This window comes from Alcanivorax sp., assembly GCF_017794965.1.
Classification (GTDB): Bacteria; Pseudomonadota; Gammaproteobacteria; order Pseudomonadales; family Alcanivoracaceae; genus Alcanivorax.
Window position 1 is genome coordinate 3140223 of sequence record NZ_CP051240.1, and the last position, 25364, is coordinate 3165586.

Sequence of the window (25364 nt, forward strand, 5' to 3'; positions counted from 1 at the left end):
CTTTGGACAATAACCCTGTCGGCATAACGATCAATGGAACATCACCCCGATGAAGGCGATGGAGTCACTCAATAGCAGCAATCGCACATAAGGAAACGAGCCCGGGAGGGCTCGTTTCCTGTTGCAATTACTCAGCAGACCCGGGGGCTGGGCCGGTCGGGAACAGCGGACTGATGAAGAATCCCAGGGGATTATGGGTCCCGCCAGAGATGTGGCTGAAGTCTACCAATGCCAGCGGCCCTTCATCGCCACCTTTGATAATGGCGAAGTTCCAGGAACCCGTACTCAGATCGCCCGGGATGGTTTCTGTAAAGGAAAGCGTTCCACTGTCCAGCATCTCCCACGGAGCGTTGATTACCGACTCTTCTTCATCCTCGGTTTCCAGGGCAAAGGTAAGGGTGCCGGAACCATCACCACCCAGCTGCACCATGCTGTAGTCATTTTCCCCGTTACCATCCAGATCCTCGCCTGCCATTTCGAACACAAAACCAAACGGCATGCCGTCATCAGGGAAGCCCATCTCGGTAACGCGCTCCACAATCACCGTGCTTTCTTCTCCAGAAAGATCTTCCAGGTCTACCGGAAAGCGACCAACGCGAACAAACGCAATACGGTCTTGCGGACCAAACGCCATCAAGAGGTCGCCATAGGCCGTTGCCTCAACATCGGCAGACGCGCCGCTACCATCGTCATAAAAACCACCAGGCCCATCGGTTTCACTGACATTCCCGGTGACCTGGAACTGACCTCCAGCAATGCTGTAGGTCCCCCATTCGGAGGATGCAGACACAGGCTCACCGGTATAGGCTTCAGCATTATTGGAGTGTGCGACAACGTAGTTACTGCCATCCAGAATGGTCAGCACATTGAAGTCCTCCCCTTCAGGAAGATACCAGCTGCCCACGTAGGGATTACTGGAACTCTCTACCGCCATGAATGGCGTTTCCGCCCCTTCTTCGCTGCCGAGATGCAGTTCATCACCGACCAGCCTCAGGGTGTCGGTTCCGTTACCCAGGCCACCGTCAGAATCTGACTCCAGAGAGACTTCGGTACTCAGCTGACCGGATACGGGATCCCAACTGTAGAACCCCCACTCCACGGTCGCGGCGCCCTGATCTTCATTTCCGTACTTGTGAGCGACAATATAGCGCTGCCCATCCAGGAAGGTGATCACATTGATCTCTTCCCCATTGGGGCCTTGCCCGTTGCTGCTTTCACCCGCTGGCTCAACAAACACCCAGCTCCCCCGGAGATCCGCCTGCTGGGATTGAGCAAAGTGCTCATTGGCTTGCTCTTCGCTGACCAGAGTTTCGCCGATGGCCGTCTCCGCCTGGGAATCAAAGTCACCGGCAGCGCCGGTCACATCCAGGGACACGCCATCCAGCAAATTATGGGCCTGATCCCCAATAGAGATCCCGTTATCCGGGTTACCGTCCTCATCCAGTGTCTGAAGCAGCTGCAACACATTGGTCACGATGTCGGCATCATCCGACATATCCGCCGGCGTCACACGCCCCGAAGCTGCCACCGGCGGCAGGGAGGTCCCCCCAATGGAGAAGGTCACCGTGTCACCTTCCTCATAGTTGTATTCCCCGAGCGCATTGGTCTTGCCTGACATGCCACTTGGGGAGGTGCTGTAGTTGATGCCTGCAACAGCACTGTCGACAAAGACGCCGGTTTCGGACGGGGTTGCTGCGGGTGTAGCCCCCCTACCCGATGAAGAACCGTCCCCACCACAGGCTGCAACAGCGGTAATGGCGACAGCGAGTGCACTGAGTTTGAATGTATTCATGATCCCTCCAGATAATTGCATTGCAGGATCACACTAAAGGACTAGCAAAGGGCGGCGCATCCCCCAAATTGGGTACGCAAAGACATCAACCCAACATTTTCTCGAAAACAGCGTTCATCAGCCCGCACTGGACAGGAGAAAAGGGGTTCTGGGGAGAGGGACCTGACGCTGCACAGGCAGCGCCCGAACCAGCTTGGTGAGCTGGGCCTGGCTGGAAACCTCGGTCTTGAGGAAGATACTCTTGATCTGGCTACGCACAGTGTGCACAGACACGCCACAAAAGGCCGCGATGTCGGCAGGCTTGTCGCCCTGGGAAATCAGTGCTGCCACCCTCGCCTCAGCGGCGGTCAGGTCCAGCAGTGATGCCAGCTTGTCCAGATCGATCTGTGTTTCTTGCTCGCTGTCTACCAAATAGATAGCAGCATGGGCGGGAACCGGCATCAAAGTGCTGTCCGCATCCGGATGCAAGGGGATCACCTGCATCAGCAACGGCGTTCGAGCATAGCGCCAAAGCGGCACGACGCCGCCGGTGACCGGGGCATGAGCACTGCCACCAGCAAAAGAAGCGGTGAGCAGTCGGTCCAGATTTTCCTGGCTGGCTTTGTCTTGCAGGCGCAGTTTGCGAGCATGCATTCGGATGCCGGGTTCATCACGCAGGGTGTGCCAGGCAGACTCGGAAGCATAGACCACCTCGCCTGCGGCATTGACCAGCAACATGGCACTGAAGCGCCCCTGCTGCTCGAGAAACGCCTGTTGCTGCCTGCGCTGGTGCATGATGGCCTCCAAGCGCAGCGCCCTGCGAATATGAGGCGCCAGCGCGTTGAAGGCGTTGGTTTCATCACGGGTAAAGTGCCCCTGACCACCGGTGCGCTGCATGAACATCTGAATGGTCTGGCCATCATGCTGCCAGACCGTGCCACTGGCCCCGTGATGGATATCCAGATGGCGAGCCCAGTCATTGAAGAACTCGGAACGATAGAAAGTTTTCTGGTCGCAGATGCCGTCCAGAAACGAGGAATAGAACTTTCCGGGGGGCAAGGTGGAGAGCCCCGGCCGCCACGGGCAGAGGTTCACATAGTGATCGACAAACGCCTGGTAGGCACTGGCATCCGTGTTCACCTGCACGCCATTGAAGACCTGGTCTGCACTCTTGTTCATCACCAGAATACGTGCTGAACGGCTGCCGGACAGGCTGACGATCCGGTTCAGGAATTCCTGCCAGCCAGAGGCGTCATAGGGCGCGTAATAAAGCGCATCCAGTAATGAATCCAGTCCCTTTCCAGCAAACATGATGTCAGCCTCTTGTTTGTAGGACGTCGGGAGTCAGGTGTCTGACGGCAAAATCAGCCCCCGAATACTCAAAACGTCTCACCACCCTGAACCCGTGATAAAGGTATCTGCGTTGTGCGTTCGACACCCGGTTTCAGTCGTCCGACCCGCTCACCCCGTCAACACAACATAGCAAGACCCGCGCCCCCGGAGCATGACTCAGGCCGGCAAGTTGAGCACCAGTGCGGTCAACTGGGATTGTGAGTGCGCCCCGGTCTTGCGGTAGATGTTCTTGATGTGGTGCCGCACGGTGTGCACCGACAGCTCGATATCACCGGCTATCTCTGCCGGCCGGCGCCCCTGGGCAATCAGGCTGGCAATGCGCGATTCCGATTCCGTCAGCCCCAGCCATTGGCCAATAACCTGCTCTTCGCTACTTTCTTCGCAGGCGTCACCGACAATGAACACAGCCACCAGTCCATGACTCTGAAACAGTTTCTGATCCCGCGGCTGCACTGTACTGACCAGCAACCGCGAGGCGCCCGGCTCGCCGCCTTTCAGGTTGACCATGCCAGTAGACCTGGTTTCAAAGCACGCCCGAATCAGGCCATCCAACTCTGTCTGTTTCTTGCGCTGAGACAGCTGCAGGCGCCCCTCTTCCAGTCTGGCGGCAGCCGTACTGGATAGCAGCAATTCTGCTTCCGCAGAGAGGAAAACCACATTGTGTTGGCCATCGAGTAACATCATGGCCCCCTGTTTCTGCCGATGAACTGCCGCCTGTCGGTCATTGAGGAGCCGCGAGGCCTCTTCCTGGCGCATGGCCCGGGCAATATGCGGCATCAAGCCTTCCAGCATCTGCTTTTCCGGCGCGGCCCATGGCACCTGATCCTGTGGCTTCTGCACGATCAGGTCCACCAGTGCCCCATCAATTTCATGGCGAACACGCCAGGCCATATCAACCACAGCCCCAACTCCGGTTTCATCGGCGGGCTGACCGATCGGCAATCGGCTCTGGTAGCCCGCCACAAGCTGGCCATTGTCACCATTTACCATCAGCAGCTGGGCGCCCTCCGCACCACTGTGCCTGCAGATCAGATCCAGGCACGTCTGCCATCCATGCTTCTGGTGAGGCGCAAAGTAGATTGCGTCCATCACCTCGGTCAGGTCTTCTTGCCCAATCACCCCGGCGTCCTCTTTGTTCCCTCAGGATTACCTTAATCACTGGTAGCTGCGCGCACATCCCCAATTTGGGGTATTAATGGCAAAACGCCAGCAAAAACGGGCGGTTGCCAGGGACTTGTCAATATCAACAAGAGTGGGCAGCGGCCCTAGAAATCCCTGTCTTCCGGATCAAACCCCCGCAACTTGTAGGTATAGAAGCCCTTCCTGACAAAATCACTTTTGAAATCCTGCAAATCCCGGGACACACCGGAGGCAGGCTTGTCATGGCATTCACAGTCGGATTTCACATCCATGGTATACTTGAAAGATTCACGCACCTCACTCTGAAAGAATGAGCGCCACTGGTTGCGAATAAAGGTGCGCTCCGAGCCCAATGCACAACCTCGGGTATCCTTGTATCTAAAACCCACCTTCCTTGACTGGTAAAATTGCTTCGTGTCATAGGAATACGCATAGCCTATGGCCTCACACTCAAGATAATAAATCTCCGCGTTTGCCCCTGCGCCAATCAGTACCAGCAACACTGACAGCATGAACTTTTTCATCTCATTCCTCCCCTTTCATAAAACACTTCGCCTGCGATCTCATCTCGCTGACACAAACTAATCAGCATGAAAAAAATCAGCCTCTACACGCTTTGCCCTTGCACAGTCCCTGATGTCATCAATGTCAGGCCCTGTTGTCCTCATTTTTGAACGTTCCGGCTCATAGATATCTTCCACCATAGCCAAACTGTTCCTGTGACCCGATTCTGTCTTGCCAAAGAAATCCTTCACATAGATATCGCCGTAGCGGAATCTGTCTTCCAGGCAGCTGGCGATCCTGCCCATATCCAGTGAATTGACTTTTTTCCCACCTCTTCCTTTGACAAAGTATCTATAGGTTTTCCAGGCATAGTAATAATAATCCACCCCCAGATGATCAAACTCCGCCACCTCCAGTGGGGATAACTGCCTAAGCTGATAATTACATTGCTCACAGGCAGCCATGAAGGAGACCACGCCATCAAACTTATGCTGGAAAACCAGATTCTCCGCGTCCTGGTGACTGATTGAGACTTTCCTCACCAGGGTAAACCTGTTTTTGTTGCGACGATTGGTAATGACGATATCCAGATCATCGCCCTGGTTTAGCCTGGAGAAGTCGAACCAGTTATTCACTTCCCATTGATATGCACCACTACGACTGTTCCCACGGAAGCCAGTGAGATTCGCTTGATTGATCCTTTTTCCGTCCGCTTCCAGAAAGAAAGTGAGCCGCCCATCCCTATCCCGGTAATCACGCTTTATCAGTTCCACGGACTGGATGCCCGCCAACTCCGGCGGCAACTCTTTTTCCGTCTTGTTCCACTCATAAACCTTGTAACATGACTTTTTCAAACTATCCGCATAGTCATCGTCGATCATTGCGAATAGCACATTGAAAACCGTTACCACACTAATTACACAGGCTGGCGGGCTATATCGAATCGGTCCATAGCGTTGATAGCTGACTTCTTTTTTGACCACAAAGAGCTCTTTTGACTGCGTATAAATCTCTTGTGGATCGATATTCACTAAAAGATTACCGTCGGAGACCTCGTAATCCAGCGCCATCTCGTACCGTGAAAACGCAGGCGATGACACCGCATCGCCATAATATCGGCGCGCCTCATAGACGCTATCTTTCATGTAGCTTTCGCGCTCGGCATTAATGGTGCCACAGCCGCCAAGCAACGATGACAGGCCCGCCAAAACCAGCAGCAAATACCGCATTTCCTTCCCCTGGATCTGATTTCTGTGCGCTCGGGGCATCCTCCCCTTCGAGTGAGACATCCATGTTCAACCTGGCCACCCCAACATGTCAGAGTGTCTCTGCCGGCCAAGCAGTCACTAGAGCGAGATACTAGTTGGGGGACAATGCATCCGCATCACCCATTTTGGGGATAGATAGCAAAACGCCCGCAAAAAGCGGGCGCCATGAACCGGAACAGAGAGGGGAGATTACTTGAGGGCATCCGCCCGGGCGGCGCGGGCGTTGCGGGTTTCTGGCTGATTGTCCTCCCGTTGCCACCCCTGCAGGTTGTCTTCAATCAACTGCGTGAGCGCATCCAGGTGAACAGGCTCGGCATTGAGTGCCGGGATATAGGCGAAGGATTCGCCGCCGGCCTCTTCGAAGTAGCCGCGGTTTTCCACATCGATTTCCTCGATGGTTTCCAGGCAGTCTGCGGAAAAACCCGGGCAGAACAGTTGCACGGATTTCACCCCCTCGCCGGGCAGGGCCTTCATGGTGAAGTCGGTATAGGGCTGCAGCCACTCTTCTCGGCCGAAGCGGGACTGAAAGGTGGTCATCCACTGGTCGTCACTCAGCCCCAGCGCCTCTGCCAACAGACGTGACGTCTTGTGGCATTCGCAGAAGTAGGGGTCACCGTTGGTGAGGTAGCGTTTGGGCACACCGTGGTAACTGAAAATCAGCTTGTCCGCGCTGCCGTGAGTCTCACGGTAGGTACGGATGTGTTCCGCCATGGCCTGAATATAGGGCGGGTAATCCGGGTAGTGACTGATGAAACGCAGATCAGGGAGCCAGCGACGCTGCATGAAGTCCTTGGCCAGGGCATCAAAGGTGGAGCCATTGGTGGAGCCGGAGTATTGTGGATAGAGCGGCAGCACCAGCAGCTGACGTACACCTTCCTCTTCCATTTCCTGCAGCTGGCTGGCGATGGAAGGGTTGCCGTAGCGCATGCCCAGCTTCACCACCACATCGTCACCGTACTGTTGCTGCAAGCGCTCGCGGATACCCTTGAGTTGATTCTCGCTGTGCACCAGCAAGGGGGAGCCTTCCTCGGTCCAGACCGTCTTGTAGGCATGGGCAGACCGGGGCGGGCGGATCACGAGAATCACCAGGTTGAGTATGAAGAACCAGATAAAGCGTGGCACTTCCACCACCCGGGGGTCGGACAGGAACTCGCGCAGGTAGCGACGCAGAGCACCCGTTTCAGGGGCATCCGGGGTGCCGAGATTGGTGATCAGTACGCCGATACGACGGGGCTGACGGTGGTCGAAATTGGGTTGTCCCTGGTAGGCCATCCGGGTCTCTCTCGCTGGTATAGGTGCAAACTCAGGCTGATAGTGTAGCGAGATCGCGTCAAGACGCCATGATGCTGTGCCATGGTCTGACGTCGGAAGTCTGACGACTGGCGCCAAATTCAAAACCGGATATCCCAACCCTCTCTGTGGGAGCAGTGGTTCCACCGCGATCCCGGGAGGACGCTACGCGCCATCGTGGTCGCACCCACAGAGCATAGCAAACCACCACTCCTACACAGGCAGGGTAATCCCCTCCCCCCTGCAGCCTCACTCCCTGTCTTTTGACTTTCCTCGCAGCTCAAAGCTCATAGCTCGTAGCTGCCCTTTACTCCGGCAGCTCGCCCAGGTTTCGCTCCAGCTCTGCCCGGAAGGCCTCCGGAATCGGTGACGACGCCTGCTTGTCGTGCTCGAAGTACACCTGCACCGCCTTGCCACGGGCTACCAGCTTGTCGTTCTGCCAGGCCTGCTGGGCCACCACAAAGGAGCTGTTGCCGATGCGCTCGATGCCGGTGCGGATCAGCACCTCATTGCCGTAGTAGATCTGTCCCACAAAATCCACTTCCACCCGGGCAAGGATCAGTGGCAACGCCGCAGGATTGTCCAGGCCCGCACCGAACAGTTCAAACAGCGGGGTCCGCCCGGTTTCGAACCAGCCAGTGACCACGGTGTTGTTCACATGGCCAAAGGCGTCAGTCTCATAAAAGCGTGGGGTAACAGAGAGTTCGTACATGGTGGCATCCCGGTACAGTAAACAGGTGAGCCATGATACCCCCGCCCCGGAGCAAGTCGAGACGATGCTGCAAGTCTGGCCCCAACTGCCCGGCGGGACTGCGCTTTACGACATGAACCGGTACAATGCCGCCACATTTCATGCACCCGGTGGCCTCTGCCCACCGCGCTTCGCTACAGGATAGTCCCTTGATCTCTACCGCCAACATCACCATGCAGTTCGGTGCCAAGCCGCTGTTTGAAAACGTCTCCGTGAAATTCGGCAACGGCAACCGCTATGGCCTGATCGGCGCCAATGGCTGCGGCAAATCCACCTTCATGAAGATCCTCGGCGGTGAGCTTGCGCCCAGCAGCGGGCAGGTGATGCTCAGCCCTGACGACCGCCTCGGCAAGCTGCGCCAGGACCAGTTTGCCTTTGAAGAGCACACGGTGCTGGACACAGTCATCATGGGGCATACCGAACTGGCGGAAGTGAAAGCCGAACGGGATCGCATCTACAGCCAGGCAGAAATGAGCGAAGAGGACGGCATGCGGGTGGCCGAACTGGAGATGCAGTTCGCCGAAATGGATGGCTACACCGCCGAAGCCCGCGCCGGAGATCTGCTGCTGGGCCTGGGCATCCCCGAAGTGCAACATAACGGCCCCATGTCCGAGGTTGCGCCGGGATGGAAGCTGCGGGTACTGCTGGCACAGGCCCTGTTTTCCGATCCGGATATCCTGCTGCTGGACGAGCCCACTAACCATCTGGACATCCACACCATCCGCTGGCTGGAAGATATCCTGGTGGCCCGTTCCAGCACCATGATCATCATTTCCCATGACCGTCACTTCCTGAACAGCGTTTGTACCCACATGGCGGATCTGGATTATGGCGAACTGCGCCTGTTCCCGGGTAACTACGACGAGTACATGACCGCCGCCACCGCCGCCCGTGAGCGTCTCCATGCAGACAATGCCAAGAAGAAAAAAGAGATCGCCGAACTGCAGAGCTTCGTCAGCCGCTTCTCCGCCAACGCCTCAAAAGCCAAGCAGGCCACCAGCCGAGCCAGACAGATCGACAAGATCCAGCTGGAAGAGGTGAAGCCGTCCAGTCGGGTGAGTCCTTACATCCGTTTTGAGCAAACCAAAAAACTGCATCGCCAGGCGGTGACCGTGGAAGGTCTTGCCAAGGGCTTCGAGGACCTGACCCTGTTCCAGAAGCTGGACATGCAGATCGAGGCCGGCGAACGGGTCGCCATCATTGGCCCCAACGGTATCGGCAAGACCACGCTGCTGCGCTGTCTGGCCGGTGATCTGGCGGGAGACACCGGCACTGTTAAGTGGGCAGACGCCGCCGAGCTGGGTTATTTTGCCCAGGATCACAGCCACGACTTTGAAGAGGACATGATCCTGTTCGACTGGATGGCTCAGTGGACCGCCGACGGCGAGCAGGCTGTGCGTGCCGCCCTGGGGCGCATGCTGTTTTCCAACGATGAAGTGAAGAAGTCCGTGAAGGTGATTTCCGGTGGTGAGCAGGGTCGCATGCTGTTCGGCAAGCTGACCCTGACCAAACCCAACGTGCTGTTGCTGGATGAACCCACCAACCACCTGGACATGGAATCCATCGAGGCCCTGAACCTGGCGCTGGAGAACTACCCCGGCACCCTGATCTTCGTCAGCCACGACCGGGAATTCGTCAGCTCCCTGGCCACCCGGATCCTGGAAATCACCCCGGACGGCATTCGTGATTTCAGCGGTAATTACGACGATTATCTGCGCAGTATTGAAGTCTGATGAGCAAACAGTTGAAAGTTCAAAGTTTAAAGTTGAAAAGCGCGTGACAGGCTTTCAGCTTTGAGAGTCTGTACCCGCGCCCTTACCAGCGATCGCGGGCACAGGCTCTCAGATCATTATGGCTTTTGTCGCGTTTAAACTTTGAACTTTAAACTTTCAACTCAGCGCCATCACCCCGCTACAATCCACCCGGGGCTGACGTTTGGCAAAACCTGAATGGAGAACCCCATGACCGACATCGACCAGACCACCAAAACCGAACTGGAAGCCGCGGCCTTTCGGCGCTTGCTGCAACATCTGGACGAACACAAGGAAGTACAGAACATAGACCTGATGATCCTGGCGGATTTCTGTCGTAACTGTCTGTCCAAATGGTTGGCTGCAGCAGCTTCTGAGCGCGATGTGGAACTGGATTACGAGCAGGCCCGGGAATGGGTGTACGGGATGCCGTACAGCGAGTGGAAGGACCAGTTTCAGGCGCCGGCGACGCCGGAGCAGATGGCGGCTTTTGAGGCAAAGCAGAAAGCCAAGTCGTGAAAGAATGGTCGGAGGTCTGACGTCGGACGACTGACGCCAGAGGCTGAGAACCAGGCTGAAAGCATCGCGGTGGAACCACAGCTCCCACGGCAGCCCTGAGCCGGTCACTGCGGGATTCGGGGTAATGCGGATAGAGAGGGGGATGAGTTGGTCAGACGTCCGACTTCTGACGTCCGACCAGCCCAGCATCCCCGCCAGGGAGCAAAATGCCCACTGCGTCAGCAGTGGATGCATCGCCTTACTCTTCTGATACCTGCACTTCGTACACAGCGGTGGAACCGCTGACCTCGTGCCCCACCACCAGCAGCGGCTCTCCGCTGGGTGAATCTTCACCACTGATGAAGACCAGCCCTTCCGGCCCCAGATCACCGTAGCCATCCAGGTTGCCTGCATCCGGGTCCACGTCCCAGGTATTACGGCTATTCAGGTAATCCTGGAACACCGGCGCTTCAGGGCCGGTGATGTCGTAGACCAGGATCCCCCCCATGCGCTCCAGGCCCAGGAACAGGAATGCCTGTTCGCCGATCATACCGATGGTCAGACCTTCCGGCTCCGGCCCCTTGGCATCGCTACGGCTGTCCAGGGAATCCCCTTCGTCATGGCCGGTGTTGAAGTAGTCCGCACAGGGAATGGCGCGGTCCACACCCAACATGCACTCTGTGCTGGCCAGGAACTGCTCAATGGCATCACCGCTGTCGAACACCAGGCCACCGTTTTCATCCCATACGGAGAAGGAACGGCCGCCATAGCTGTACAGCTTGTCGTACATGAGGCGATCACCCGCTGCATCTTCCACACCGGCATCGGTGTACATCACCGGATTGCCCGACGCATCGGTCTTGTAACCGGCCGTCCAGGTAATGTTCAGACGCCCCAGCACATCGTCCTCACGGCAGTCGCCGGGATCACCCGCGGTGGCACCGCAGTAGCCGAAGATAGCAGGGTCAAGCAGAGCGCCGGCTGCCAGATCACGCAACTGCGGGGGCATGTCATCGCCACAACGACGGTCAAAACCGCTGGCATGCACCAGATGCTTGACGCGCCATTCCTCCACGAAGCCCTGGCTGGCATCCGGCTCACAGAGCACGGGCGGGGCGACCGAATCGTCTGCTTCCTCACCCCAGTAGGCATCATTATCTTCGCCCCAGGCGCGGGCATCCCCTTCATTGGCGGTGACCAGATAGGTGCTGCCAGCCGCTGTATAGGCATGGATGGCATCCGGCTGGTAGAGACCTACCACTCCCGGCCAGGTCTTGATGTTGATGATTTCGTCATCATCGCTGGCATCCATCCCGAAACCCTCCACGCTGCGGTCGATTTCACCCAGCGGCAGCACATCGGTCACGGTGGCACTGGCCACATCCAGCTTGGCCATTGCATTGTTTTCCTGCAGTGCCACCCAGGCAGTGGCGCCATCGTCAGACACGGCGATGTATTCCGGTTCCAGATCCTGGGCCACCGTAGCGTTGGGGCCATAAATGCGCACCCCTTGAGACATCAGGCTGTCCTTCTGGGCATTGAAGGCCGTGAAGTCCGCCGTGCTGACAGTCAGGTTATCCAGGTCGCTGATATCCACCACGCTGATGGAGCCTTCCGGGTCTACACTGTAGTCATCGCTGGGCTCGCCTTCATTGGCGGTCATCACCGTTGCGCTATCGGGCGTGAAGGTAATCATGTCCGGCTGGGCGCCCACCTGGATGCTGTTAATCAGACTCAGATCGGATGCCTGATACAGGGCCACGTAACCATTATCGGTCTTGGGGTCGGCTTCAACGGCAATCGCCACCAGACCATCCTGTACGGCAACGCTGTTAACCTCGGCACCGGCGGCTATCGCGGATACATTGATGCTGCCGATCTTGACCGGTGCAGCAGGGTCACTCAGATCCAGCACGTCCAGCTCCCCGGCTTCAGCATTCACCACGAACAGACGTTGGCTGGCAGCATCATAGGCGGGAATTTCCGCGGCGGATTCATCCAGCAGGCCGGTCTTGTAGCTACCCAACCAGCTCAGCTTGACGCTGGCGCTGGCACCGCTGTCGGTGTTGTCATCGTTGTCGTCGCCGCCACAGGCGGTGAGGGCAGCCGCCATGACCAGACAGCCCCCCAAAGTCACAATACGTCGCATGGTTGTCCCCACTTCTGTTCTTGATTCGGACCGGAATAGGTGCGCGACAGTATGGTGTGGGGATTATTGCATCAGAGCGTCGGAGAGATGACGGTTTAGAGGCAATAAGAGACGCAACATGCGAAGAGACAGGGGCAAGCTACAAGCTTCAAGCTGCAACGCGAGGACAGGTTTGTTGTTATTCCTGTACCTGTGTTACGCGATCACAACTTGTGCGCGGCGCCGGCTGTCACTATTCCACTGCCCTGCCCGCGCCTTGTAGCTTGTAGCTTGTAGCTTGTAGCTGACGTTATGCGGTTTCGTAATCGTCCTCGTTGAAGTCTGCCATCTGCGCCGCGTACTGGGTGGCAAAACCCGGGTACATGGTGGCGTTGAAGCCGTCTTCAGTGAGGTACCAGCTCTTGCAACCGGAATTCCAGTTGGTTCTGGCCAGCCGCTTTTGAATACCCTTGTTGTAGCGTTGCTGCACGTCCTCTTTCACATCCAGCACTTTCAGATCTCCGCCAACAATCTTGCGGATCCCCTTGAGCGCATACTCCAGCTGGGACTCCATGTAGACCAGCGCGGAGTTGTGACCCGGACCGGAATTGGGACCAAAGGTGAGGAACAGGTTCGGGTAGCCGGAAACATTAATGCTCTTGTAAGCCTGGGCGCCACCTTTCCATTCTTCCCCCATGACCTGGCCATCACGGCCAATCACCGGGAACGGCGTGCCGGCATTGCTCACATCAAACCCGGTTGCGAACACGATGCAGTCCACCTGATGCTCAATCCCTTCCACGGTGCGAATGCCTTTTTCGCTGATCCGGGCAATGGGCCAGGTGATCAGCTTGGCATTGTCTTTCTGCAGGGCGGGATAGTAGTCATTGGAGATCAGTACCCGTTTGCAGCCAATGGTGAAATCCGGGGTTAACTGACGCCGTAACCAGCGGTCTTTCACCTGGCGACGAAGATGCCACCTGCCAATTCGCTCGGCGATGCGGGTCAGCGGGGAGTTCCAGATCACTGCCAGCGCCATACTCTCATGACTCCAGTAGAGCAGGTTTCGCATGGCCTGCTGGCTGGCCGGCACCTTGCGGAACAACAGCTTGTTCCATTCCGGGGTCGCAAAATCCGGGCGCGGCATCACCCACCCTGGCGTCCGCTGGAACACCTTCACATGCTTTGCCACCTTGACCAGTTCGGGAATGATCTGGATGCCACTGGCCCCGGTACCGATCACCGCCACATTCTTGCCGGCAAAGTCGTAATCATGATCCCAGCGGGCGCTGTGAATCTTCTTGCCCTGGTAATCCTCGATACCGGTAATGGCCGGGAAGCTGCAGTTGGCCAGTGGCCCCTGCGCCATCACCGCCGCACGGCCGGTGAAAGTTTTTTTCTTGTCCGTGGTGGCGGTCCAGATCCCCCGCTTTTCGTCAAAACGCAGCTCCGCCACGTTCTGCTCAAAGCGGATATGTTTTTCCAGGCCAAACTCGGCCACCAAATGATGGACATAATCGAGAATTTCTTCGCTGCCGGAAAAACTGCGTGACCAGTTGGGATTCGGTGCGAAGGAATAGGAATACAGGTTCGAGGGAATATCACAGGCAGCGCCCGGATACTGGTTATCCCGCCAGGTGCCCCCCACCGCGTTGCCACGTTCCAGAATAATGAAGTCTTCGATACCCGCCTGTTTGAGACGAATGGCCATGCCCAGACCGGCAAAGCCAGCACCGACAATCAGTACCGACACCGGTTTCTCGACCGGCTTCTTCCTGGTCGGGGCCTTGCGCGCAGCGGTCTTTCGCACCGCCGCCTTTTTCTTGCGAGCGGCCTTGGGTTTGGCTGGTTTTTTGGGATCTTGGGTCGTACTCATAACATTAAAACTCGTACAGGGTCGTGCCGCCCGGCGTGACCGGGCGGCAATACTGACATCAGGATTAGCGTGTGGCGGTGGGCTCGTAGGTGAGTTCCTTCACCCAGGACGGCACCGCAGGCAGCGCCTTGCGCGGCACCCTGCCGGTGATTGCTACCAGGGCATCCACCGGGATGTGATACGCCTTGTTACTCCGGTTCACCATGATTCGACCGTGATGCTTGATCAGCTGGAACCAGGGGTTACGGCGGCCCTCTTCGGTCCGGCCACCAATACGCTCGAATTTCTGCATGGCCTTGTAGAGCTTTTCTTCCGGCAGCCCCATGGCAACCACGTTGTCGCGCATCTTGTTGAGCAGGGGCATATAAGAAGCAATACCAAGGATCAGTCTGGGATCCATCACCCGCGCCATCATCTGGGCCATCTTGATATAGGACGCACTGCGACCCTGCATCTCCATCACGGTAAAACCCACCCCCAGGTGACGGGATTCATCATCATTGATCTTCTCGAAGGCCTGGTGACAGACCGGGTCCTTCACCGTATCCAGCAGGAAGGTACACAAGGCGCCATCCAGGGCGATTTCCAGCATGGGCACCACCGTACCGAGCACATACACCGGCATCTCGTCGGCATAGCGGTCCAGCCACTCGATAACGATGCGCAAGTTGATGTTGGGCTCGGGCAGCTCATCGCCGTCCAGCATGCCCCAGCGACGCATCAGGGCCATTTCTGCATTGGCGTGGCGCTGCTCTTCCGCGTGGAAGTAGGTGTAGATCTCACGCAGGTTATCCGTAGGGGCTTTCTTGGCCAGCGCCGCAAAAGCTCGGGCGCCTACATGCTCAATCCACATCAGATCGGCCATAAACTCTTTGAGCTTGGGCCATTGCTCTTCCGTGATCAGCTCCGCACCGGGTGCATCCCAGTCGATATCCGACAGGGCCCACTGTGTGCCTTTGATTTTTTCCAGCATTTTGTCCAGATCGATGGAAGCCATGATGTCTCTCCAAAACGATGATTCGCACTTGCGTCCACAAGCGGATTAATGTCACATTGCCTGATGTTAAGATAAAGCGAATGCTCGTTCGGATTCAATTCGGATATCTCATGGCCAGAAAACCCAAACAACAACGCTCCAAAGCCACCGTGGACGCCATCGTTCAGGCCACCATGATGGCCATTGCCGATCACGGTCCCGCCGCGATTACCGCCCGGCAAATCGCCGAAACCGCAGGGATTGGCGTGGGCTCCCTGTATGAATACTTCGAGGACAAGGACGCCATCATTCATGCTGCCAGCGTCCGTTTCGTGGAAGACACCGTTGGGATGATCAAACCGCTGGTCCCGGAACTGGTCAAAATGGACATCCGCAGCGCCATCAAGCTGTTGCTGTTCAGATTTCGGGAGTTTCTGGAGGAGAATAACCAGCTCTATCTGAAATGCGCCCGCCACGCTTTCACCATGGATATGGTGGTTTATCAGGAGCCAGTAAACCGGGCACTGATGGATTTCTTCACCCAGTATCTGATGCACCACCCGGAGCTGCTGAAGCTGCCCAATATCCCCACCGTGGCGTATTTCTATATCAATGGCGGGGTCTTCACTGTGGTCCGCCACCTGTGCGAAGACGAACCCATGCAGACCTTCGAAGAGCTGGCAGAGGTGTTCGGTGATGTGCTGGCCAGCTATACGGAACGAAAGCTGGAGACGCTGTAGAGGCGAGTTGAAAGTTCAAAGTTTAAAGTTCAAACGCGACAGGCGTTGAATTGTGTCGCGATGCCATGCCCGCGGTTACCGGTAATCTCGCGGGCAGAAAGGTTCCGAACCCGACAAGCTTGACCGCGCTTTTCAACTTTGAACTTTAAACTTTCAACTCAGCTCCTGAATCATCCCGCCAGCAACCTGGTGAATGTGACCCCCGACACAGGCATGCGCCCCGCCACCCGCCTACACTGAGCCTTCGCCTCCAGGGAAAGGAGCGGAATCATGGTTTGTCCACGCTTATGCCTGCTCGGCTATCTGACTACCCTTACCATAACAACCAGCGCCCAGAACTGGCACGTCCCTCATCCGTGGCGCAGCGAGGCCGTGGTCACGGGGAGGGCCAATGACTACGGTGACGAGTATTTTCTGCACGCTTTCAGTTACCGCCATATTCAAGCGCATCCCTCCCCTGTCGAAGAAGGCATCCGCGGTACCGGCGGCAGCCTGACCAGCGACCGCCTCTATCTGGATTTTCGTTATCTGCAACGTTTTCAGTTCGATAACCCTGACCAGGCCTTTGTGCTGGATATACAGCGTGGTGAAGATTTCGATGGCAGTTATGACCGGCAGTTGGTGGGCTTTCAGCAAACCCTGGCACAACGCTGGGAGCTTTCCCTGCAAGGGGATGTATTCAATGCCAAGTCACTCAGCGATATATATTTCGGCGTCCGTCGCCATCACGGCAATGGCAGTTGGCTACAGGTTAACTGGGTGCTCCCCAACGCCTATTTCAATGACAAGACCGACACGGACAGCGAAATCATCACCCGCCCGCAAACCCTGTTTCTGCAATGGCACCAGCAAACCAGCGCAGAAGACAGCATGACCCTTTCACTCAACCACTCGCCGGAATCCACGCTGAATGACCGTGCGCAAGGCGACCAGGTTTCCAGTGAGCAAAGCCGGCTGGCCCTGCGATTGCGCAAGACGACAGCCGACTGGCAATGGCAGACCGAGCTGAAAGGGGAGCGAACCCGTCGCACCCACCAACTGATTGAACGACCGCAGGTTGAGCCTTTCCGTCGCGACATGGGCGCCGTTTCCCTCAGCGCCCGTTATCGCAAACACCCACTTCAGCCCATGCTCGGCGCGCACTACTTCTGGCTCAAGGAGTCGGGATGGTTTGGAAGAAGCCTGGATGGCACCGCCCGTATCGAACGCCGGGAGCCATTATTATTCGGCAGCATCTCCTGGCGACTCACCCGTAGCCAGACGCTCTCCCCAACCGTTTATCTGAGTTGGCCAACGGTGCAGCAGACCGTAACCAACACTCGCTGGAGTGACCGGGATGAGAATGGCTTCATCGGCAAATTGAGCCTGCCCTGGCAGATTCTGGTATCCCGTGAGCATGGCGCGGTCCTGAGTATCGTGCCTTCCTTGCGCCTGCACCGCCTTGCTTTTGGCGGAGGAAATCTGCAGTTGCACTGGCCGTTGTAGGAGGAGGCCGTCGAAAGTTCACAGTGAAACGTTAAAAAGCCCGACGCAGGACTTCATCCCTTTCTTTTGCGTGTTGCCTGATGCATGAAGCGTGTTGCGGCCGCAGAGCGGCCAACAAAAAAGCCGCCCCCGTTTCCGGAGGCGGCCTTGTCTTTTACTCACAACTGGAAGCTGATAGCTCGCAGCTTTTTAAGCGCCGAGCAGCGACGCCACCAGCCCTTTCTTCTTCACCGGCTTGAAGTCACTGAACTCAAGCACATCATCTTCCACGCTGCCAAAGCGCAGCCGCGGCAGGTCGTAGAAGTAATTCTGCACGACCTGCCAGGGGGCACGGGAGCCCTGACGGGGGAGCTCATTATTGGCGCGCTGGATGTAGCCGGACTGCATGCCGAGGAAGTTTTCTTCGCTCTGGCAACCTTCCTTGTCACGGGGGATCACAACCTGGGCCCCGGTCTTGTCCATGTGGTTGAGCACACGGCAGACGTATTCGCACACCAGATCAGCCTTCAGGGTCCAGGAAGAATTGGTATAGCCGAAAATCATGGCCATATTGGGGATATCCTTGAGCATGGATCCCTTGTAAACCATGGTCTCGCTGGGATGCACCGGCTTGCCATCGACGGTGCCCTGAATACCTCCCAGCATCTGGATGTTCAGGCCGGTGGCGGTAATGATGATGTCCGCTTCCAGCTCTTTACCGGATTTCAGCAAAATGCCGTTTTCAGTGAAGTGATCAATGTGATCGGTCACCACCTGGGACTTGCCCTCGCGCAGGCTCTTGAACAGATCACCATTGGGCACCGCACAGAGACGCTCTTCCCAGGGGTTATAGCTGGGACGGAAATGAGTCATGTCAAAGTCATCACCCAGCTGGCGGCGGGCAGCAGCCAGCAGTGCGCGACGCACCAGCTTTGGCCGCTGCTGGGCCAGCTTGAAGACCAGACGCTGAATGCCGATATTACGTGCCCGAGCCATGCGATACACCGCCGTATTGGGCAGGAACCGGCGCAGCCCGACCGAAATCTGGTCCACCTCCGGCACGGTGGCCACGTAAGTGGGAGAGCGCTGCAACATGGTCACGTTGGCCCCCTTGGCTGCCATGGCCGGCACCAGCGTCACCGCCGTCGCACCGGAGCCAATCACCACCACTTTCTTGCCCGCATACTGCAGATCTTCAGGCCAGTGCTGGGGGTGAATAATCTGGCCCTTGAAGTTTTCCTCACCGGGAAAATCGGGACGGTAGCCCTGATCGTAGTTGTAGTAGCCGGTACAGGAAAACAGAAAGTTGGCAGTGTAGCTGTCCTTCTTGCCGGTTTTCTCGTCGGTGGTTTCCACGTTCCAACACTTGTCGGCACTGGACCAGTCCGCCTTGATCACCTTTTTCCCGAAACGGATATGGCGAGGCACCCCGTGCTCGTTGGCAGCCTCTTCCACGTACTCACGAATGGAGGCGCCATCGGCCAGCACCTTGGCCCGGTTCCAGGGCTTGAAACCATAACCCAGGGTGGACATGTCGGAATCGGAACGGATGCCCGGGTATTTGAACAGATCCCAGGTGCCGCCGATACGCTCGCGACGTTCGAGGATCGCATAGGTGTGATTCGGGCATTTACGGGTCAAGTGAACCGCGGCGTCGATACCGGACAAGCCAGCCCCGACGATCAGTACATCAAAATGGTTATTGGACATTATTCTTTACCTCCGACAGCACGCTGCCTGGTCGCAACTGCAAACACTTACATTGGCCAATGGCACAATTAACTTTCAGCAAGAATAACCGTACCCGCCGGTAGGGAAAAGGCCAGAATGGGCCGATTATTGGCCGCAGAGACGGCGAAAACTGCCGCTAGAGACCTGAAAGGTGGCGCACTTGGGACATAAAGAGAGGAGAGGACAGGGACCGGCAGGCCTCGGCAAGCCCGGCCAACAGCCCGGCAGGGTCAGTATCTACCCTCATAGCGCTCAAGGCAGTCCAGCTTGTTGGCGGGAATCAGATAACCCAGCAGGCGTTGTTCACTGGCATGTTCATCATAGGCCCACAGCCGGCGATCATTGGCCACCTTGCGCGGCTGGTAGCTCAATCCCCGTTGCCGCAACAGCTTGTCCACCAGGGCATCACGCTGCCCATGACTGAGCTGCTGCCCCATTTCCCGCACGCAATCCTCATATCCGGCAATGAGGGCGAACTGTTCCAGCGAGTAATGAAAACGCGGCGAACCTTGCCCCGTCAGCGGCAGCAATAGCAAGACCGTGATCAGCACACGCATGGCACTCCCCCTCTTCAGTCAAACCTTTACCTACACATCGATAGGCAATATGGCGCATATCGTAAACTATTGATATTACAGGAATTTCATAAAAAAGAGGTAAACGATTAATCATTCACGGTTTACCTTTTTGTTTTGTGATCCTGTCGACACTGAAGTCAATTCACATTCTGTGATACTGGCGCTGGCTTCTCGGGGGAGGAGCCGGCTCCTGCCCAAAAAAGCAATATCACAAGGGGATCACCATGCAGGCTTTCAGCGATCTATGGCATACCATGGGAGAACACCCATGGGTGAGCATACCTTTCCTTTATGCACTTCTGTTTACCATGTTGCTGTGGACCGGGCGAATTCGCCACCCGGCCGCCATCAACCTGATCGCTGTCGGTCTGATCCTGCCTTGCATCAACCTTGGCATGATTGCTGCCGGAGCCATGCTGTCATCGGAGCGCTTTGAGCTTGCCATGACAGGCCTGATGCCGTTCTGAAGCCGCAGTAACGCGGGCCCCTTACGCTGCCAGGGCCCCGTTGCTCAAACCAGGGTTTTCAGGAACGCCAGCTGGTCGTTCAGGCTGACCTCACGAGCGTCCCCTTGATACACATCAAAGTGCCCCACCGGGTAACGTTTCACCGTGGCGTTTGCCATGGCTGCGGCGGCCTTCTCTGCCGCTGACGCCGGGGCAACAGAATCGGTTTCGCAAATCAGAATCAGTGCCGGGCAGGTCACCTTGCTGGCGCTGGCAACGGGGCGAAACAGGGGTAATACCAGGGCAATGCGCGCCGCCACTTCGTTGGGGACATGATCCGGCATCAAAGCGGTGTAACCCTCCCAGGCGTCGGCACTGGACATGGCGGCCAACTCCCCGGGGCGGCCTGCAGAAGGCAGAGTCTTTGGGCCCATTCCCAGCGTACTGACAGCCAGGTCGAGCATCCCCAGACCGGTCATCTTCACTGCCTGCCCGATACCCGCATAGCGCACCACCTCCAGCACGGACGCCAGACCATCCATCATCGGGCACTGGGAAATGATCCCGGCCACCGGCTCCTTGCCGGCCACCACGGAGACCAGACCGCCCGCGAAAGAGGTGCCCCACAGCACGATTTTCTGGTTATCCACTTCCGGAATCTTGCGCACGCAGGCCAGTGCGGCCTGCCAATCCGCCACTTCCCGGCTGGGGAGCAGTGCCTGACGGGGAACCCCTTCGCTCTCACCGAAATGACGGTAGTCGAACAGAAATACCGCGTAACCCGCTGCCAGGAAGGCATCGCGGAACGGATCCAGCCCGCATTCCTTGGTGAGACCAAAACCATGCCCCATGACCACCGTCAAAAAGGGGCCGTCACCGTCCGGTAGATAAAGATCACCACGACAGGACTGGCCGTCGCTGAGAAATCGCAGTTCGCGCATTTCACTCATCTTTCAACCTCTCTCTGCTCTCCAATGCTGATCCAGACGATCAGCCAAAAAACAACGTCAATAAAAGGTCGCTAGATGCCTGACGCCTGATGCCTGACGAAAAATCACAACACCGGCCGACACCGTAAGCCTGTGCTTCCTCCGGTGCTATCGGGGTAACAGCCAGGCTGGCGCACTCTGATGAGTTCACCCCTGATGGCTCTGCCTTTCGGGCTCAGACCACCTGGCAGAGTGCGTTCTTTTCCAGCATAAGGCATCCCGCGCTTGGCGTATCACCCAATCGCTGGCGCGATAAAGCGCCACTCGTCCACGCTTTGTCCCAGCACCAGGAAGAACGGGTTGAGGATGTCTTCCTTGTTGTACCGCAGGGGCTCGAACGCGGTGTTGGTCACGACCCCACCCGCGGCCGTGACGACGGCATGAGCCGCTGCGGTGTCCCACTCGCTGGTGGGCGCCAGGCGCGGGTAAATATCGGCACTGCCTTCTGCCACCAGACACAGTTTCAGGGAGGAGCCCATGGAAGCTCTCTCCACCTCACCGATCTCCTCACGGATAAAGGCTTCCAGTTTTTCCACCGCCTCACCACCGTGACTGCGACTGGCCACCATCACCACCGGGGTGGTGCGTTCACGACACTGAATGGGCTGACGCTCACCATTCTGTTCCTTGAAAGCCCCCACGCCTTCGCCGCCCAGATAGGTAACAGCGGTAACCGGCACATGGACCACACCCAACACCGGCGTGTCGCCACGGACCAAGGCGATATTCACGGTAAACTCGCCATTGCGCTTGATGAATTCCTTGGTGCCATCCAGCGGGTCCACCAGCCAGAACTCCGGCCAGTCCTTGCGGTCCGCATAGGCAATATCACCGGACTCCTCGGAATACACCGGGATTTCCGGCGTCAGCGCCTTGAGGCGAGCCTCGATAATCTCGTGAGCCGCTTTGTCCGCCTCGGTAATCGGGGACTCATCCTGCTTGGTTTCCACTCCGAGATCTTCCCGCTCGTAAACTTCCAGAATGGCCTTGCCCGCGTCACGGGCGATGTCGGCGAGGGGGTTGAGCAGGGTGTTGAAGTCGGTCATCTGTTCTTCCATCTTTCTGTGTTTAATTCGGGTGAGTTGAAAGTTCAAAGTTTAAAGTTGAAAAGCGCGGGAAATTCATCTGCCACGCGACTTGCGCCAGGGCCGCGCCGCAATCTCAGCAGGAGCCCCCCTCTCGGTGCGCGGCAAGGAAGCCCAAAGACAGGCACCCACCTTCGTCGCGCTTTTGAACTTTAAACTTTCAACTTTGAACTATCTCTTCTCCAGCAACCGCTTCGTCATCAGCAACGCGGCGATCACCCTTGCCTCGGTCACATCATCCCGCTCGATCAGCTGATCCAGCTCGGACAGTTTCCAGGGCACCACTTCCAGCGCCTCCGGCTCATCGCCGGGCAGCGATTCCTCGTAGAGATCCTCTGCCAGTACCACCTTGATACGATGGCCCATATACCCCGGCGACAGGGTCATGTCCTTTAACAGGGTGAGGTTGTGCGCACCGTGGCCAGCTTCTTCCTTGAGTTCACGATTGGCGGATTCACGCCAGTCTTCACCATGCTCGCAGGCACCTTTGGGCAGGGTCAGCTCATAGCTTTCGGTACCCGCGCCATATTCCCGGATCATCAGCACGGTATCGTTATCCAGCAACGGTACCATCATCACCGCCGCAATAGGCGGGGTGCGCAAGCGTTCATAGGTCCGTTCCACCCCGTTACGAAAACGCAGGTGCAGCTCTTCGATACCGAACAAGCGGCTCTTTGCCACCAGGCGGGTGTCGAGAATCTCCGGCTTCTCATCCATAATCAGCTCTGTGTGCCTGCTTGTGATGGGCGAAGACTAACCTGAACGACCGGGAATTGCATGATCGACTGGCAGTCTGTAGACACGGTATTACTGGATATGGACGGCACTCTGCTGGACCTGCGTTTTGACAACTGGTTCTGGCAGCGCCATGTGCCCGAAGCCTATGCCCGCCAACTGGGGCTCCCCCGGGAGGAAGCGGACCAGATCATCCATGACTGGATCCGCAGCCACCAGGGCACCCTCAACTGGTACTGTCTGGATTTCTGGACCGATGAATTGGGCCTGGAAATCGCGCGCTTGAAAAGGGAGGCCCGCGACCGCATATCCGTGCGTCCGGGTGCCGAGCAGTTTCTGCAGCGGCTGCAGCAGTCCGGCAAGCAGATCATCATGGTCACCAACGCTCACCGCGATGCGCTGGACGTGAAAGTGGCCCAGACCGGCATCGACCAGTATTTCCACGAGCTGGTCTCCAGCCATGATTACGGCCACCCCAAGGAGGCCCAGGCCTTCTGGCAGCATCTGCAACGCCATCTGCCCTTTGAGCCAACCCGGGCATTGCTGCTGGATGACTCCCTGCCCGTGCTGCACAGCGCCAAGCTGTATGGCATCGGCCAACCGGTCAGTATCCTGCACCCGGATTCCAGCCTGCCGAAACGGGAACACACCGATCCGTTTCTGGCCGTTGACGACTTTGCATCGGTATTACCACCAGTACAGAACCATGGATAGCGTACGCATTGATTCCTGGCTGTGGGCCGCGCGTTTCTTCAAGACCCGCACCCTGGCCAAGACCGCCATCGAGGGCGGAAAGGTACATATAGATGGCAGCCGCACCAAGCCCAGCAAGGCCGTGCAGCCCGGCCAGACCGTGACCATCACCAAGGGCACAGAGCATTTTGAAGTGGTGGTGCGCGATCTGAGCAGCAAGCGCGGCCCGGCCAAGGTGGCCCAGACGCTCTACGAAGAAACCGCAGAAAGCGTCGCCAAACGGGAAATGAACAGCGAGCAGCGCAAACTTGCCCGCGCCGCTGCCGCCGCCCCGGACCACCGGCCCAGCAAGAAAGAGCGCCGCGACATCCAGCGCTTCAAGCGGGACAACGACATTTAGGCCCGGCTCCCCGGGCCCAGACCAGGACATCATCATGCAAGACCACAAACAGCGCTTCCTTTTCCCTGACTCCGACATTCGTGGCGAACTGGTGCAGGTAGAAAGTAGCATCACCCGCATCCTGGAAGGCCACAGCTACCCACTTGCCGTGCAGGGACTGATCAGCGAAGCGGTAGCCGCGGTGGCCCTGCTGGCCAGCACCCTCAAGTTCAAGGGTCGCCTGGCCCTGCAGGCCCAGGGCCACGGCCCGGTCTCCCTGTTGCTGGCAGAGTGCACCAACGAAGGCGAGTTGCGCGCGGTGGCCCGCCACAGTGAGGGCCAGGACTGGAGCGAAGGGGATGTGCGTTCGCTGATCGGCGATGGCCACATGGTGATTACCATCCTTCCCGAGCAGGGCCAGCAATATCAGGGCATTGTCCCACTGGAAGGTGACACCCTGGCCCAATGCCTGGAAGCCTATTTCCAGCAGTCCGAACAGTTACCCACCCGCCTGTGGCTGGCCAGCGGCAATAATCGCGCCGCCGGCCTGCTGCTGCAGCGCCTGCCCAACCAGATCGCCGGCAGCGACGCCAACACCCAGATGTGGGAGCACCTGGAAGCCCTGGCCGCCACCCTGACCATGGAAGAGCTGCTCAATCTGGACGATCAGACCATCCTGCACCGCCTGTTCCACGACACCCCGCCGCAGCTGCCCACACAGAACCCCCTGAAATTCGGCTGCACCTGCTCCCGGGAGCGCAACCGTAACGCCTTGATTTCTCTTGGCATCAATGAACTGCAGACCCTGCTGGACGAAGACGGCGAAGTAGAGCTGACCTGCGACTTTTGTCGCAACCAGGAGAAGTTTGATGCGGTGGATCTGGCGGAGATGATCAGGGAAATCAGTTAACAGTTAATAGTGAACAGTTAACAGCGGCGCGCCCCCCCGTCTCGGGGTTCCCACCCCCCGGAGGCCGCGCCCACTCCTGGGCGCGACCTCCGGCATCTCAGGGCCTGAAGGCCTGAAACCGCGCACTATTCACTATTAACTGTTCACTGTTCACTGCCCCGGTGCATGACCGGCCAGTCCGAAGGGGAATCGCCACTGTTTCAGAATTCTGGCATAATCGCGCGCCTGTGCTGACTGGAGTGGAGCTCTGGTCACCTTTTGTCTTGCCCGCAGGCTGTGAAACGGGCACGAGACCGGCACTGTTACCC

The 25364-nt window shown here is 57.6% G+C and carries 23 protein-coding genes; 8 read left to right on the top strand and 15 right to left on the bottom strand.

Translation table 11 applies throughout. The features are described 5' to 3' along the window. Positions 1–127: 127 nt before the first annotated feature. The 7 genes from HF945_RS13835 to HF945_RS13865 all read right to left on the bottom strand — a co-directional run bounded on the left by HF945_RS13835 (position 128) and on the right by HF945_RS13865 (position 8038). Entirely contained in the window at positions 128–1792 is a 1665-nt protein-coding gene (locus tag HF945_RS13835; protein WP_290523151.1) for a hypothetical protein, read from the bottom strand. A gap of 117 nt (positions 1793–1909) precedes the next feature. Beyond that, a complete protein-coding gene (locus tag HF945_RS13840; protein WP_290523152.1) occupies positions 1910–3082 on the bottom strand; it encodes a helix-turn-helix transcriptional regulator in 1173 nt (390 codons plus the stop codon). A 198-nt stretch (positions 3083–3280) separates the two neighbouring features. After that, positions 3281–4243 carry a LuxR family transcriptional regulator gene (locus HF945_RS13845; RefSeq protein ID WP_290523153.1) on the bottom strand — a complete coding sequence of 321 codons (963 nt, stop codon included), beginning with the start codon at positions 4241–4243 and terminating at the stop codon, positions 3281–3283. 146 nt (positions 4244–4389) lie between these two features. Continuing rightward, entirely contained in the window at positions 4390–4788 is a 399-nt protein-coding gene (locus tag HF945_RS13850; RefSeq protein ID WP_290523154.1) for a hypothetical protein, read from the bottom strand. A gap of 57 nt (positions 4789–4845) precedes the next feature. Next, the gene (locus tag HF945_RS13855; RefSeq protein ID WP_290523155.1) at positions 4846–5997 is read right to left on the bottom strand and encodes a hypothetical protein; all 1152 of its coding nucleotides are present in this window, start codon (positions 5995–5997) and stop codon (positions 4846–4848) included. A gap of 228 nt (positions 5998–6225) precedes the next feature. After that, positions 6226–7308, bottom strand: a complete 1083-nt coding sequence (gene hemH / locus HF945_RS13860) for a ferrochelatase (RefSeq protein ID WP_290523156.1) — start codon at positions 7306–7308, stop codon at positions 6226–6228. A gap of 325 nt (positions 7309–7633) precedes the next feature. Next, positions 7634–8038 carry a thioesterase family protein gene (locus HF945_RS13865; protein WP_290523157.1) on the bottom strand — a complete coding sequence of 135 codons (405 nt, stop codon included), beginning with the start codon at positions 8036–8038 and terminating at the stop codon, positions 7634–7636. A gap of 188 nt (positions 8039–8226) precedes the next feature. On the opposite strand from HF945_RS13865, the gene HF945_RS13870 reads away from it, so the two are divergent. Together HF945_RS13870 and HF945_RS13875 are read left to right on the top strand one after the other, a co-directional pair. Further along, positions 8227–9810, top strand: coding sequence for an ABC-F family ATPase (locus HF945_RS13870; protein ID WP_290525424.1), 1584 nt, complete (start codon positions 8227–8229; stop codon positions 9808–9810). Positions 9811–10038: 228 nt separating this feature from the next. Continuing rightward, positions 10039–10347: a DUF1244 domain-containing protein gene (locus tag HF945_RS13875; protein WP_290523158.1), complete on the top strand. Its 309-nt coding sequence runs from the start codon at positions 10039–10041 to the stop codon at positions 10345–10347. Between the two features lie 238 nt (positions 10348–10585). Here the strand turns inward: HF945_RS13875 and HF945_RS13880 are convergent, their stop codons facing one another. The 3 genes from HF945_RS13880 to HF945_RS13890 all read right to left on the bottom strand — a co-directional run bounded on the left by HF945_RS13880 (position 10586) and on the right by HF945_RS13890 (position 15327). Beyond that, the gene (locus HF945_RS13880) at positions 10586–12475 is read right to left on the bottom strand and encodes a choice-of-anchor I family protein (RefSeq protein ID WP_290523159.1); all 1890 of its coding nucleotides are present in this window, start codon (positions 12473–12475) and stop codon (positions 10586–10588) included. A gap of 289 nt (positions 12476–12764) precedes the next feature. Next, positions 12765–14330 carry an NAD(P)/FAD-dependent oxidoreductase gene (locus HF945_RS13885; protein WP_290523160.1) on the bottom strand — a complete coding sequence of 522 codons (1566 nt, stop codon included), beginning with the start codon at positions 14328–14330 and terminating at the stop codon, positions 12765–12767. A 64-nt stretch (positions 14331–14394) separates the two neighbouring features. Next, complete coding sequence (locus HF945_RS13890) at positions 14395–15327, bottom strand: ferritin-like domain-containing protein (protein WP_290523161.1); 933 nt, start codon at positions 15325–15327, stop codon at positions 14395–14397. 110 nt (positions 15328–15437) lie between these two features. Here HF945_RS13890 and HF945_RS13895 point away from each other — a divergent pair, with 110 nt between their 5' ends. Both HF945_RS13895 and HF945_RS13900 read left to right on the top strand, forming a co-directional pair. After that, on the top strand, positions 15438–16046 hold the full coding sequence (locus tag HF945_RS13895) for a TetR/AcrR family transcriptional regulator (RefSeq protein WP_290523162.1): 609 nt from the start codon (positions 15438–15440) through the stop codon (positions 16044–16046). Positions 16047–16316: 270 nt separating this feature from the next. Next, positions 16317–17531: a hypothetical protein gene (locus tag HF945_RS13900; protein WP_290523163.1), complete on the top strand. Its 1215-nt coding sequence runs from the start codon at positions 16317–16319 to the stop codon at positions 17529–17531. Between the two features lie 189 nt (positions 17532–17720). Here the strand turns inward: HF945_RS13900 and HF945_RS13905 are convergent, their stop codons facing one another. After that, on the bottom strand, positions 17721–19220 hold the full coding sequence (locus HF945_RS13905; protein WP_290523164.1) for an NAD(P)/FAD-dependent oxidoreductase: 1500 nt from the start codon (positions 19218–19220) through the stop codon (positions 17721–17723). Positions 19221–19471: 251 nt separating this feature from the next. Beyond that, complete coding sequence (locus HF945_RS13910; RefSeq protein WP_290523165.1) at positions 19472–19798, bottom strand: hypothetical protein; 327 nt, start codon at positions 19796–19798, stop codon at positions 19472–19474. 293 nt (positions 19799–20091) lie between these two features. On the opposite strand from HF945_RS13910, the gene HF945_RS13915 reads away from it, so the two are divergent. Beyond that, positions 20092–20286 carry a hypothetical protein gene (locus HF945_RS13915; RefSeq protein WP_290523166.1) on the top strand — a complete coding sequence of 65 codons (195 nt, stop codon included), beginning with the start codon at positions 20092–20094 and terminating at the stop codon, positions 20284–20286. Positions 20287–20330: 44 nt separating this feature from the next. Here the strand turns inward: HF945_RS13915 and HF945_RS13920 are convergent, their stop codons facing one another. The 3 genes from HF945_RS13920 to nudE form a co-directional block, all read right to left on the bottom strand. Next, positions 20331–21206, bottom strand: coding sequence for an alpha/beta hydrolase family protein (locus HF945_RS13920; protein WP_290523167.1), 876 nt, complete (start codon positions 21204–21206; stop codon positions 20331–20333). A gap of 281 nt (positions 21207–21487) precedes the next feature. Then, positions 21488–22300 carry a 3'(2'),5'-bisphosphate nucleotidase CysQ gene (gene cysQ, locus HF945_RS13925; RefSeq protein WP_290523168.1) on the bottom strand — a complete coding sequence of 271 codons (813 nt, stop codon included), beginning with the start codon at positions 22298–22300 and terminating at the stop codon, positions 21488–21490. A gap of 210 nt (positions 22301–22510) precedes the next feature. Beyond that, positions 22511–23056, bottom strand: coding sequence for an ADP compounds hydrolase NudE (gene nudE / locus HF945_RS13930; protein WP_290523169.1), 546 nt, complete (start codon positions 23054–23056; stop codon positions 22511–22513). Between the two features lie 60 nt (positions 23057–23116). Here nudE and yrfG point away from each other — a divergent pair, with 60 nt between their 5' ends. From yrfG to hslO, 3 genes are read left to right on the top strand one after another with little or no spacing between them, the layout of a single operon-like run. Beyond that, positions 23117–23788, top strand: a complete 672-nt coding sequence (gene yrfG, locus HF945_RS13935; RefSeq protein WP_290523170.1) for a GMP/IMP nucleotidase — start codon at positions 23117–23119, stop codon at positions 23786–23788. After that, on the top strand, positions 23781–24167 hold the full coding sequence (locus HF945_RS13940; protein ID WP_290523171.1) for a S4 domain-containing protein: 387 nt from the start codon (positions 23781–23783) through the stop codon (positions 24165–24167). Before yrfG ends, HF945_RS13940 begins: the two co-directional genes overlap by 8 nt. A 34-nt stretch (positions 24168–24201) precedes the next feature. Then, complete coding sequence (gene hslO / locus HF945_RS13945) at positions 24202–25056, top strand: Hsp33 family molecular chaperone HslO (RefSeq protein ID WP_290523172.1); 855 nt, start codon at positions 24202–24204, stop codon at positions 25054–25056. Positions 25057–25364: the final 308 nt, after the last annotated feature.